This window comes from Leptospira congkakensis, from assembly GCF_004770265.1.
Taxonomy (GTDB): Bacteria; Spirochaetota; Leptospiria; order Leptospirales; family Leptospiraceae; genus Leptospira_A; species Leptospira_A congkakensis.
Window position 1 is genome coordinate 1 of record NZ_RQGQ01000024.1, and the last position, 11692, is coordinate 11692.

Genomic DNA, 11692 nt, shown 5'->3' on the forward strand with positions numbered 1-11692 from the left:
GCCTCTTCTTTCGCGATTCATATTGCTCCTTCGCGAAGGCTTTATTTTAATGTCCAATTATTTGGGGGAATACCAGTGGCAAATATTTTCGTTATGGTTTTCGCTCCCGATAGCGGTACTTATCGCGGGCTCTTCGGTCGCTTTGTTTGTCTCGCCCTCCTCATCTGGTTACTCCAGGAAATGGCAAAAGAACGTTTCCAGACAACAGAATTTAACCGAGGATTTTTTATCTTTCGATCCTCACCATTACAATGGATATATTGTCACGCTGCCTATCGTATTGCACTCTTATCGCTGCCAACCTTTGATAGTATACAATACCTGCTCCTTGAACCCTTGAGCCTAGCTGCCATGTTTTTCCTCTATCGCTTACACAAAAAACGTTACGTTCTCCACTATTATTTTGGATTTGCAGACACACTCGTGGTTACAACACTAACAGTTCTTACATGGTATCCGATCAGGTTCCCATTTGTACAAAATGGCCCCTACCTCAGAAGTCTAAATCAAAATCAATGGGATATAGTATTTATACCCATTCAGATTATTGTATTCGGCATTGTTTTACGGGCTATACTCAAAAATACATCCCTCCCTCTTGGAACAGAAAAACCCCGCTTATTAAAAGCGAGGATAGAAAATTAACAATGGATAAGAGTTTGGTCTTGGACTAAATTCTACAAAATACTACGCAAAGTAATTATAAAATTTAATATACCAACAACAGGTTAGATTTTGGAATCAATTACCAACACACTTCCAAAAATGATTTTTCCGTTTTTCGTAACCGTTCGAATTCCAAGATCTCGCTTTCATTTTTTAGAGTGATATCGATATCATCCAAACCATTCCGGATCCGATTGACGGAAGCAGAATCCAAATGGAAAAAGAATGTTTCGTCTCCCGCTTGTACTTCCAAATTTTCTAAATTGATCCAGATTTGAGATCCAGGATTTTTAGAAACCCATGCATTTAGAGAATGGATCTCTTCTTCTTTCAATCGAATAAGAGCGATCCCATTCTTCGCAGAATTAATAGAAAAGATATCAGCAAAAGAGGGAGCCAAAATGGCTCGGAATCCGAAATCAGAAAGGGCCCAAGGTGCGTGTTCTCTACTCGAACCACAGCCAAAATTTTTTCCAGCGATGAGCACACTTGCATTTTTAAATCTATCCTGGTTCAATAGGAAATCTGGATTTGGATTCTTTCCTTCTAAGTCCAAATATCGCCAATCATGAAATAAATGTTTTCCAAAACCTTTTTTATCGATTAGTTTCATAAATTGTTTTGGAAGTATTTGGTCCGTATCAATATCCTCTCTAGGGATAGGTACCGCAATTCCCGTATGGATTGTCCAATTTTTTACACTCATCTTAATTTCCTCACATCTACAAATTTTCCAGTCACTGCTGCGGCTGCGGCCATAGAAGGACTGACTAAATGAGTCCTTCCTCCTCTACCTTGTCTTCCTTCGAAGTTTCGGTTAGAAGTGGATGCACATCTTTCCCCCGGTTTTAATACATCGTCGTTCATCGCAAGGCAAAGGGAACAACCAGGTTCTCTCCATTCAAATCCGGCCTCTTTGAAAATTTGATCCAATCCTTCCGATTCAGCCTGTCGTTTCACAGCACCTGAACCCGGAACCACCAAAGCCTGCACCTTAGGATGGACTTTTTTTCCTTTGGCAACAACTGCTGCAGATCGTAAGTCTTCTATCCTTGAATTTGTACAAGATCCAATGAATACCTTATCAATTCTGATCTCCGAAATCGGAGTTCCTGGTTTTAAATCCATATACGCTAAAGCATTCTCTGCTGTTTCTCTAACACGTTTATCTTGGAATTCTTCTGGATTTGGGATCACTCCATCGATGGATAAAGATTGAGATGGATTTGTTCCCCAAGTGACTTGAGGTTCTATATTAGAAATATCTAATTCAATTATCTCATCAAAGACGGCATCTTTATCTGTAAAAAATGTTTTCCAATATTCGATTGCTTCTTGAAAACTTTTTCCTTTCGGGATAAGTTTTCTATCTTTTAAATAATCAAATGTGATTTGGTCCGGTGCCACAAGACTTGCCCTTGCTCCCGCTTCAATACTCATATTACAAAGAGTCATTCTCCCTTCCATAGAAAGAGAACGAATCCATTCTCCTGAATATTCTAAAGTGTAACCTCTTCCACCTGAGGTTCCCATCTTTTCAATGAGTGCTAGAACTACATCTTTTGCAGTGATTCCAAATCCAGGTTTCCCAATAAATCGAACGGACATTGATTTTGTTTTCGCCTGTTTGAGGGTTTGTGTCGCAAGCACATGTTCCACTTCGCTAGTTCCGATTCCAAAAGCCAAAGCTCCAAAGGCTCCATGAGTTGCGGTATGAGAATCTCCGCATACAATCACAGATCCAGGAGTTGTGAATCCTAACTCAGGACCCAAAACATGCACAATCCCTTGTTCTGGATCTTCCGGACCAAACAAACGGATTCCAAATTCTTTGCAGTTTTTCTCCATTGTATCAATCTGCAATCGGGAAATAGGTCCTGCTGCATCTCTGTTCTTACGATCTCTTGTGGAAACATTATGATCCACAACACCAAAAGTGAGATCCTTTCTTCTTACGTCCCTGTTCTTAGTTCTTAATCCTTCGAATGCTTGGGCGGAAGTCACTTCATGTAGGATATGACGATCCACATATAAAATAGATTCAGAGTCAGAATTCTCCGAGATCCGATGACCTTCCCAAATTTTGTCATATAGAGTTTGTCCCATATTTCCCTCTTAGTAAATAAGGTATCAAATTAATTGGTATAATGCAAATAAATTGATTTTATAAAATATATAACTAAAAGTTATATGTCGTATGGAATTCAGACAGATCGTTTATTTTCTAGAAATCTCAGAATCAGGCACATTCCAAAAGGCAGCATCTCGTTTGGGATTAACACAACCTGCCCTCTCTAGACAGATTTTTCTTTTGGAAAAGGAATTGGGAGTCAGTGTTTTGGAAAGAGGAGGAAGGTCGGTTCGCCTAACACGCGAAGGAGAAAGGTTCTATCAATATTCGATTAGAATGAAAGAATTATGGGAAGAAATACAAAACGGCTTTTCTAAAGAAAATGAACTCAAAGGTAACTTTTCTATTTCTGCGGGAGGGACAGTTTCTGCTTGGATTTTGCCGCAAATCTTAAAGGAAATCTTAAAAACAAAACCAGGACTTTCTCTTTCGGTCAGAGAAGGAGATGCTACAGAAACCAAGAACGCTGTGTTAAAAGGAGAAGTAGATCTCGGGATTTTGACCGGTCCCATTACAGACCCTAGTTTAAATGTTCTAGAATTTTTATCCGATAGAATCTTTCCTTGTGCAGCAAAAGATCATCCGATCTTTCTAAAAAAGAAAATTAGAATCGAGGACTTAAAAAAACAATCCTTTGTATTCTTCCACCCAGGTTCTGCCCTTAGAAAAGCAGTGGAGAAGAAAATCAAATCGTTTTCAAAAGAATTTAGTTCTAACATTGCCATGGAACTGAGAAGTGTAGAATCCGTGATCAAATCATTGGAAGCGGGACTAGGAATCGGTTTTTTATCTGAATATTCCATGAATCCAAAACTAAAAAAAATTAAATTCGAAGATTGGAATGCAGAAAGAAAATTTTATCTCTGTTATCGCAAAAAATCTGGCCCAGGACTTACAATGCTCGCTGAAGAAATTTTAAGAGCCGCAGAGAAATGGAGACTCGAGAAGGAAACTTTTTCCGATTAAAAGGATAAATCTGATCAACGTCATTTTTCACATTTATCCCTAATGAGTTCAAATATTTGTTTTTAGTTTGAATCCTTGTTTCGATATACGAACGATCCAAAACAAGTTTATGATTCTAAAAATTAAAACGATAGTTTGCACCAACTTGAACGTATGACAATATCGTCTTCGAATCATATAACATCGGAATTAATATTTGAGGACCATACACTTTTAATAAAATTTGGGATGGATCTGTATTTCCTCCACCTTCGTTTTCTGTTATATAACCTGACTTTAATTTGTTATTCATAGTCATGTTACTCGCTTCCACGAATAAACTGAAATCACCTTTGACCTTTGTTGTGAATTTCACATTCACTTCGGTTCCCGTAGATTTCCATTGATAGTCTAGGCCATATTGATTGTATCGAAAAGGAGTAGTATCCAATCGAAATTCGTTACTTCGAAACGAGGACGGACCCTGCATATCCAAATGCAAAACCTGTCCTTGTAGAGTAGACCTTTCCCAAAATTTCCATTCGAATCCAATTCCAAGACTATAACCTTTGAACGAATTGTTTGTTTCCCGATAACTCACTCGGCTGGGATTGATTCCGGTGGAGGTAATCCCGCCAACACTATCAACTTCGTGATTGCTCTTGGTCCAAATTCTTTCCAGCCCTCCTAGAATTTGAAGATCCAAAACCGGATGTGGATAAGGAGAAAAACCCACCCTGGAAGAAAGTTTTTGAAACTTTGTTTCACCATTTCCAAACAGAACATTTACAGTTTTATCAGAACTGGAGGAAGAAGAACCGCCTCCACCTCCGTAAGCTAGAGTTTGAAAGCCACCAATGTCTAAATTTCCTTTTGCTTCCGTACCACGAACCTCAACGGTAAAACGGTCCCAAGCATATAACAAACGTGCTGTGGCATTTTGATTTTTACTTTTGTAAGGAGTGGATTGTAGTTCGGCTTGACCGCCGCTGCTAAAAAGAAGTCCAGCAACCTGAATGGTTTGAAAGAAAGGACGGAGCTCCGATTGGCTCTCTCCACTTCCGACACCAAAGGAACCTTCTAGATAATGTCGCTTTGCGTTGGAAAGTTGATCCTCTCTTTTTTTCTGTTTTTCTTCCTTGGCTCTCTGATTCTCTTCTTCCTGTTTATGTATTTCTGCGAGTTCTTTTTCTTCTTTGATCTTCTTTTCTTTCTCCGAAATCTGAGGTTCTATTTTAAGAGCAGAAGATTCAGACTTCGTCCCAAAGGAAACTTTTCGGATCACCGATTTCGGAAACACTTTTGTTTTACCGTCCGCGAGTTTGATCGTCACAGAATCCTTATCTTGGGCTAAGACGGAACCTTCCCATTTTTCTCCCGACTTGAGTAGAATCGTTTCACTCCGAAGAGATACATTGGAAAAAAGAAAGACCAGAAACAATAGGTTAATTATTTTTTTCATAACTTTAGCCAGCCCAAAACTTGGTGGAAGGATTTTAACACATTCCGTTCATTCTGCAATTCGATTAAACTTTTTAGAGATCAATTTTAAAAAATCAGTTCGATCTGGTGATATTTACGTGCGAACTGTACTTGAGGGAAAACATAAGGAATCGTTAGTTCTGAATTTACAAAGTGCTTGCGAGAAACCGTCCTGAACATGAAATCAGCGAATGCGCCGAAAACTTTGGATTTTTGTATTTATCTTTAGCATTCTCTTTTCGTTGGCAGCAGAAGTCATCGCAGGTCTTGGCGGATTTGCCAGTGCCTTTTCTTCAATCGAACTAGGATCGGGTTCTTTGCCAGCCGCACGAGTGGGAGGAGCATTCCTACTGACCATCCTTCTTGTATTCCTCTTTCTAATCGTCCTGTCGTTTTTTTCCTTACTCACTATCTCTGGAATTCTGGGACTTATCAAAGGAATATTCCTTGGAATCACATTAGGTCTGTTAGTAGACTACATAGTCGTCCGAGGGAAAATCGAACCAGGCGATCCCACAATCATTCGACGTTGGGCAGGCCGCGGTGCCGCATTTATGTTTGTGTTTGTTGTCTGGGTGGGGATCCTAAATCCTTTGCTTTCGCAAATAGGCACAAATCCAATGGAAGTTTTCAGTGCAAAAGATATCGTTGGAATTTTTTCCACCACAGGCATTTTTGTCTGCGCTTTCTTTGCTTGCATCGGTGTTATCCGGTATTATTGGTTACGAGGAAAGAAAGAGAAGGTCTGAAAAATTAACTTTAAGAATTACTTGGTCTCATGGAAGCGCCTGCCCATGTAATGCGGGCAGGGTCCCAAACTCATCAATCAGATTTGCCAAGCACAACCTTACCCTTAGATTTTGAGTTGCTGGTGAAGGCCAGTTTGCACTGTGAATTAACGTCAATGACCCAGAGATGACCGATATAGGTTTGTTGTTCATGTATGCTGTCGGGATATATCGTTGCGTATTTGATTTTTTTGCCCGCGTTCAACCAATATAAAGTAAGAACTTCTTCCGTATGATTTTCAATGCTGAACGAGCTTGCGCCCGAGACTTTTGACGACGTTTTCGATAGATTCTGGCAATTGATTTCAGAGACTCCCGATATTGTGGGAGCTTGTGTGACCGGCGTGGCGGGAGTCTGGTATCCTTCGACCTCAGAAGTTTTGCCTGGGTACATTTTTGCAATATTGATCTTATCCATTTCAGAAAGTTCGACATTCAGGTCTACCGATGAACCATCGAGGGTCCACGATTCGGGATACGAGTAGACCATAATCGATAAGGGGTCGTATTGGCTGAAATTGACGTGATTGCGGTCGTGCGGTTTAATAATAAAATCGTCCACCATATCGATCGTCCATCCTTGCTGCGACATATCGGCAAAAATTACGTTTCGATTCCAACGCACTTGATTGGTTGGATTCTGGTGTTCGTGAGCTAAACCCAGCGCATGACCAAATTCATGCAATATTGTGGCTTCATCTACCCATTCGAGATTCATCGTCCGTTCATTCTGCTTATAATATTCTGCCTCTTTGCCTACTGCTGAATTTGCACCGGCACCTGGTACAAAATCAATTCGTATATTGGATTTTTGCCCACGGAGCTCCTTAACAGAATCGAAAAATTCAAAAGACAAATTCGCATAACGTGTCCATTCGATGGCAGTGCTACGCACCATCTGCCGGTCGGAATTCGTTCCGCCGAGAAATAGGATCCGTATGGTCTGGCCATTTTTCCAGCGAGTGCCTTTGACTTCAACAGAGCGTGCAAGGACTGTTGGTTGTGCGGGTGGTTTGACAAAGCTCATTCGTTTGCCACCCTGGCTTGGAGAAATGGAGGTGCTGCAGATGATCAGGCAGACAAAAAATATGATGGCAACGTTTTTCATAGTAATCCTACTTTTTCGGACAGAAAATTAAGCGATTCGCTTTGCGTCGAATTTTTTATAATCAATCCTAAAAGTAAAGCCTAAAGCATCAAAAAAGATTCGCTTCCGATGATAAAAGATTATTGACGGGGAGTCAGAAATCGCTCTGATGCGGTATGATCCTTCGATTTATTTTATTTACGGTCGCCATTTTCTTTTGCACGCAATGTGCATCATTTGATCTTGCGGGAAAAAGTTATGCGGGTAAACCGACAGAACGTATACAGAAACGGGGAATCATAGGTGCAGGGCAGGCAGGACAACTCGATTTCTCGACGGAAAAAGTGACCTATATTTTACCCGGCTCCGACGTGAAAGGCATTGGTACCTACACAGTTTCAGCCTCTACGGTCACGATTCATGATACCACTGGGGGCAATCATACTTTTACAATTAAAGAGGATGGTAAAATCTTACAATGGAAGGGTGTCGAACTTCGCCGCACTGACTTTCCCTGGCCCTGATCCATTTAAACGTTCGTTATCCAGCCAACATCATCTCTGTAAGGCGAGAGGATTGGGACTCGCATTCACATTGTGACCTTTCCAAATGTTTGGTCATTGCTTGGGTGAGTCCCCAAAAATTTGATTCTCTTCCAAAAATGAATCGAAGTCACATATCATTTGATCAAGAGTTGGAGGCTAACTATCCGTGGCTTCGTTCGAAATCCGCAACTGCTAACGCGCCCTTACTATCCTAGATGTGAAAAGATTCTACATAATTAATTCTGTAAAATGACGGAATTAGGATAGACCAAGGATGTCAGATCCCCAGGAAGAATTCTGCGCATCTGTCCACCAAGGACTTGCCCTCTCGCGAAAGCAAAACAATCATCTCAACGAGATTTATCTTTTTTAATAAGTTTACAGTTCTCGAATATTTTCTATTTCTTTCAAACATATGGCTATCAATGAGAAATTATTGGATCGTGTTCGGAAGTTAATGGAAGGACAGACGGATGTAGAAGAGAAAAAAATGTTTGGCGGTTTATGTTTTATGGTAAAGGGTAAAATGTGCGTCTGCATTAGAACTGATGAAATCATGTGCAGAATTGATCCTGAAACTGTTGAATCCATTCTATCGAAGAAAAAGGCTCGGCCAATGATCCATAACGGACACCTAATGAAAGGATTTGTTTTTGTTAAGGAAGAAGATATAAAAACAAAAAAAGAAATTGAATACTGGATTCAATTATCTCTCGAATACAATAAAAAGTCTCCACCTGCTAAGAAAAAGGCCAAGAAAACGAGTTAAAAAAAGACCATTCCCAAAAATAACAAAAAATAGATTTTGGATTTGTAAGAGTACATTTGTTTTCTTGCGATCCATTTTCGATGAAAGATATTGAATCAAGAAAACAAAGGATCCATTCTGTAACATTCGACCTAAAAAAATCACTCATACCACAACCAGTCTAGGTTTATTCACAAGTACCAGTCATCAATCTATTTGTATCATTTTGAAACTCTACCGTTGAGCAATGGTGATATAAGCAATAAATTGAGTGTATTTTCTCTTCGTTTTTAGATCGAACAAAATATTTATTTTTGGCTTTGGATTCCCAATCGATCGGAATCTGCTTTAGAAAACGAAAAGAATATCCTTCTTTTCAAAGGACACTTAGTAGTTTCCCACATTTGCGGAATACCACTATTTAAAATAGGTTTCGGTCATGTGAAAATGCAAACATGAAACGAACAATTTACCTTGCGCTCAGTTTTCTCCTTTTGACAATTCAATGTGCTAATCTACAAACCAGGTCAGAAGATCGATTTCAGAATTTGTTTTACCAGGTTGCAACAGGAAATACGGAAAGAGTCAGACAACTTATCAAACAAGGTTATGATATAAACTCACCTGAAGATACCTTTGAAAGACTAACACCTCTTATGATTGCCTCAAAAGAAGGTCACACTGAAATTGTATCACTATTTGTTTCAATGAATGTAGATTTAAATGCAAAAACGAGAAATGGACATACAGCATTAATGATGGCAGCTTATAATCGTTATCCGAGAATTGTAAAGATATTACTCGATGCAGGAGCAAACCCTAATTTAGTCACAAATGAAGGTCATACCGCCTTATCTGAAATTCTCCTTTCAGAAAGGGAAGAGATTGTTCGGTTATTAATAGAAAAAGGTGCGAAATGAAGACTATATTTTTTTCAACTAAGTTATTCATTTCTCTAGGCTTTCTGTTGTTATTTTTTAATTGTTCTAACACGTTTACTAATCATTCATCAGAAAGCTGTAAAAGAAAATGTGACTCGGACCAAGCACTTTGTTATCTGATCACTTTACAACCTAGTCCTACAAATTCAAACCAAATGAATCTAACCTGTCCAATTCTTTATATTGGTTGTCATTCGAAATGTGATTCAGATAATCTTTTATCTTCAAAACGTAATTCTTCTCGGTTAGGTAACCGATCTGGAGGTGGTGGTCGCTCCTCTTCTGGTGGAGGGCATTGAGACATTTCGACAGTCTGCCATTGATTCGATATTCCTTCTTTGTTTTCAAAACCAATAAATAGATTCGCTTTTAAACCAACTTGCTTCCGTTAAACCGCATTTGTCACGCATATAGGAGGATCCATTTTCTCGATAAAATGCAGACAATCATTGGTATAATTCAATTATGTTCGTCTCATATCATTAGATAATCATACAATAATCGGACTATATAATTTGAGCGATTCTCCCATAATTTCCCCTGACCAACTTGCTAAATTTGAATTTAATGATGATCTGCTTAGTAGTTATCGTAAGAGCAAACAAATTCCACTCGATCTTTATGATCGGAACGGCAAACTCATCATGGCAAAAAAAAAGAATGCAACTGAAGAGGATTTTGGCAAACTTTTGAAGATAGAGTTGCAAGGAGCCTATTGCCTAACAACTGACACAAAACAATTGCGAATTACATCGGGAGAATCAACAGACCCTCGCCAAACAAAACTTTTTGATCCAGACAAAACAACAGAATTTGCAAAACAAACCGAATCATTGATCTTAGAGTTAAAAAAAGAGGCCTTTAATTCGGAACATGCGCTCAGAGTACACAAATCAATTGGAAAAGTTTTAGATGACTTCACAAGCAATCCAGATTTTGAATCTGGGTTATTTAATATATTAGAGATTTTGAATCATGCTGGTGTACCAGTTGAATCGGAACTCATGACCAAACGAACGATTGTTGCCATGGGCATGAAAGTCCGAACCAAAAAGATCGGAGTAGGTGATGATAACAAACCAAATAAAAAAGACCATCTTTCAGTGATGACTGCAAGTTTTCTTGCGGATATTGGTTATTCAAAATTAGTATTACCTGACAAACCAAATCTAACAAAAGAAGAATACAATGCAATCCAACAACATCCGATTATCAGTTATCTAATGACTCTTGCAGCACCTGAAATCACGCAAGAAATGCGCACTCTAGTTTTGAACCATCATAGACCATTTCGAGGGAATTCAATTAACAATAACTTCCCCGATAATAATACTGTATTTAAAAAGTTAATGTTAATTAGAGATAAATTTATTAAAGACCCAAGTAAAAAAATGATTGTAGCTGATATAGATGCACAACTTAGAATCCAAGAATCGAATGTAAACTCAGTCAATTTTGAAGAAGATATAGCAATTTTGTCTCTTGCTAGCGAATATGCAAGCCTAACAACAAACCAACCATGGAGACCTGCATTCAGTTCAGCAACAGCATTAAAAATGATAGTGAATGATTCGTTTTTTTCCTATAGCAATCGAAACATTCGCCATTTACTAGACTATGTTGGTGCTAGTTTAACAAATAATCAGAATATTATCAACGTGGGTGATTACGTCATAACAGCGTCGATCGATTCAGAAAAACAGGCGCATTTCGATATTTGCAAAATTTTAGAAGTTGATCGTTTCCAGACACGTCCAAAAATCCAAAGGTTATGCACCATCAAACCTTTGTTTAAAAAAGGGATCAAATATAGAATTGCTGATTTTGATATCAACGAAATTCGTTTAGACAAACGCAGAGCGGTAATAGACCTTGCTGGCCAAACATCCAGTACGCAAAGGATCATTTACATCATTGACCCTGAAATGAACGCTCCTCTATTTGATGCTGTCAGAAAGATGGACACTCTTTAAATTCAAATAAGGATCGAATTCCAATTTGCAACTAACTTGAGCAAGTGAAAGTAAGATTTCTATTATTTTGCGCCTAACCATGAACTTATTAGAAATAAAATCGGTGATTTGAGAATGTTAGTTTCGAAAAGAAAGGATTTGTGTTAGGGAGGAAACTGGCACCTTCCCACGAGCCACTCCCCTCCTCCCTAACTCGGGCGGGGGTTTGTGGATTCGCATACTAATTATGTCTCATCCCCTACCACTCATACTGCATAAAAAAACCCCGCTAGCTTAGCGAGGTTTGAGAGTTAACAATGGTAGATCTAAGTTTTTAGTGACTTAGCTTTTACAATATACAACGTAGCGTGACGACAATTCTAACAAAGGTAATTGGTTTCCTTTAT

Annotated in this window: 11 protein-coding genes; 7 read left to right on the top strand and 4 right to left on the bottom strand. The window is 38.9% G+C overall.

Going from position 1 to position 11692, the window contains the following annotated elements:
- Window positions 1-645 (top strand): hypothetical protein (locus EHQ70_RS18505; protein ID WP_244288419.1); only part of this gene is annotated, 645 nt, incomplete at its 5' end.
- A 100-nt stretch (window positions 646-745) separates the two neighbouring features.
- Here EHQ70_RS18505 and leuD read toward each other — a convergent pair.
- Window positions 746-1372, bottom strand: a complete 627-nt coding sequence (leuD, locus tag EHQ70_RS18510; protein ID WP_135588972.1) for a 3-isopropylmalate dehydratase small subunit — start codon at window positions 1370-1372, stop codon at window positions 746-748.
- Complete coding sequence (gene leuC, locus EHQ70_RS18515) at window positions 1369-2772, bottom strand: 3-isopropylmalate dehydratase large subunit (protein WP_135588974.1); 1404 nt, start codon at window positions 2770-2772, stop codon at window positions 1369-1371. Before leuC ends, leuD begins: the two co-directional genes overlap by 4 nt.
- Window positions 2773-2863: 91 nt before the next feature.
- Here leuC and EHQ70_RS18520 point away from each other — a divergent pair, with 91 nt between their 5' ends.
- The gene (locus EHQ70_RS18520) at window positions 2864-3763 is read left to right on the top strand and encodes a LysR family transcriptional regulator (RefSeq protein WP_135588976.1); all 900 of its coding nucleotides are present in this window, start codon (window positions 2864-2866) and stop codon (window positions 3761-3763) included.
- Between the two features lie 115 nt (window positions 3764-3878).
- Here EHQ70_RS18520 and EHQ70_RS18525 read toward each other — a convergent pair whose 3' ends face one another.
- Complete coding sequence (locus EHQ70_RS18525) at window positions 3879-5204, bottom strand: LA_0442/LA_0875 N-terminal domain-containing protein (RefSeq protein ID WP_135588978.1); 1326 nt, start codon at window positions 5202-5204, stop codon at window positions 3879-3881.
- Window positions 5205-5415: 211 nt separating this feature from the next.
- Here EHQ70_RS18525 and EHQ70_RS18530 point away from each other — a divergent pair, with 211 nt between their 5' ends.
- Entirely contained in the window at window positions 5416-5973 is a 558-nt protein-coding gene (locus EHQ70_RS18530; protein ID WP_135588980.1) for a hypothetical protein, read from the top strand.
- A 73-nt stretch (window positions 5974-6046) separates the two neighbouring features.
- Here EHQ70_RS18530 and EHQ70_RS18535 read toward each other — a convergent pair whose 3' ends face one another.
- A complete protein-coding gene (locus EHQ70_RS18535) occupies window positions 6047-7120 on the bottom strand; it encodes a M12 family metallopeptidase (protein ID WP_135588982.1) in 1074 nt (357 codons plus the stop codon).
- A 155-nt stretch (window positions 7121-7275) separates the two neighbouring features.
- Between EHQ70_RS18535 and EHQ70_RS18540 the strand changes: the two genes are divergently transcribed.
- The 4 genes from EHQ70_RS18540 to EHQ70_RS18555 all read left to right on the top strand — a co-directional run bounded on the left by EHQ70_RS18540 (window position 7276) and on the right by EHQ70_RS18555 (window position 11306).
- The gene (locus EHQ70_RS18540; protein ID WP_135588984.1) at window positions 7276-7623 is read left to right on the top strand and encodes a hypothetical protein; all 348 of its coding nucleotides are present in this window, start codon (window positions 7276-7278) and stop codon (window positions 7621-7623) included.
- 436 nt (window positions 7624-8059) lie between these two features.
- The gene (locus EHQ70_RS18545; RefSeq protein WP_244288420.1) at window positions 8060-8413 is read left to right on the top strand and encodes a TfoX/Sxy family protein; all 354 of its coding nucleotides are present in this window, start codon (window positions 8060-8062) and stop codon (window positions 8411-8413) included.
- A 434-nt stretch (window positions 8414-8847) separates the two neighbouring features.
- The gene (locus tag EHQ70_RS18550) at window positions 8848-9312 is read left to right on the top strand and encodes an ankyrin repeat domain-containing protein (protein WP_135588986.1); all 465 of its coding nucleotides are present in this window, start codon (window positions 8848-8850) and stop codon (window positions 9310-9312) included.
- 536 nt (window positions 9313-9848) lie between these two features.
- Window positions 9849-11306: an HD-GYP domain-containing protein gene (locus EHQ70_RS18555; RefSeq protein WP_135588988.1), complete on the top strand. Its 1458-nt coding sequence runs from the start codon at window positions 9849-9851 to the stop codon at window positions 11304-11306.
- Window positions 11307-11692: the final 386 nt, after the last annotated feature.

Excerpts from the sequence above, each read along its gene's own strand:
- leuD (WP_135588972.1), bottom strand. The coding sequence starts at position 1,372 with ATGAGTGTAAAAAATTGGACAATCCATACGGGAATTGCGGTACCTATC.
- leuC (WP_135588974.1), bottom strand. The coding sequence starts at position 2,772 with ATGGGACAAACTCTATATGACAAAATTTGGGAAGGTCATCGGATCTCG.
- EHQ70_RS18520 (WP_135588976.1), top strand. The coding sequence starts at position 2,864 with ATGGAATTCAGACAGATCGTTTATTTTCTAGAAATCTCAGAATCAGGC.
- EHQ70_RS18525 (WP_135588978.1), bottom strand. The coding sequence starts at position 5,204 with ATGAAAAAAATAATTAACCTATTGTTTCTGGTCTTTCTTTTTTCCAAT.
- EHQ70_RS18530 (WP_135588980.1), top strand. The coding sequence starts at position 5,416 with ATGCGCCGAAAACTTTGGATTTTTGTATTTATCTTTAGCATTCTCTTT.
- EHQ70_RS18535 (WP_135588982.1), bottom strand. The coding sequence starts at position 7,120 with ATGAAAAACGTTGCCATCATATTTTTTGTCTGCCTGATCATCTGCAGC.
- EHQ70_RS18540 (WP_135588984.1), top strand. The coding sequence starts at position 7,276 with ATGATCCTTCGATTTATTTTATTTACGGTCGCCATTTTCTTTTGCACG.
- EHQ70_RS18545 (WP_244288420.1), top strand. The coding sequence starts at position 8,060 with ATGGCTATCAATGAGAAATTATTGGATCGTGTTCGGAAGTTAATGGAA.
- EHQ70_RS18550 (WP_135588986.1), top strand. The coding sequence starts at position 8,848 with ATGAAACGAACAATTTACCTTGCGCTCAGTTTTCTCCTTTTGACAATT.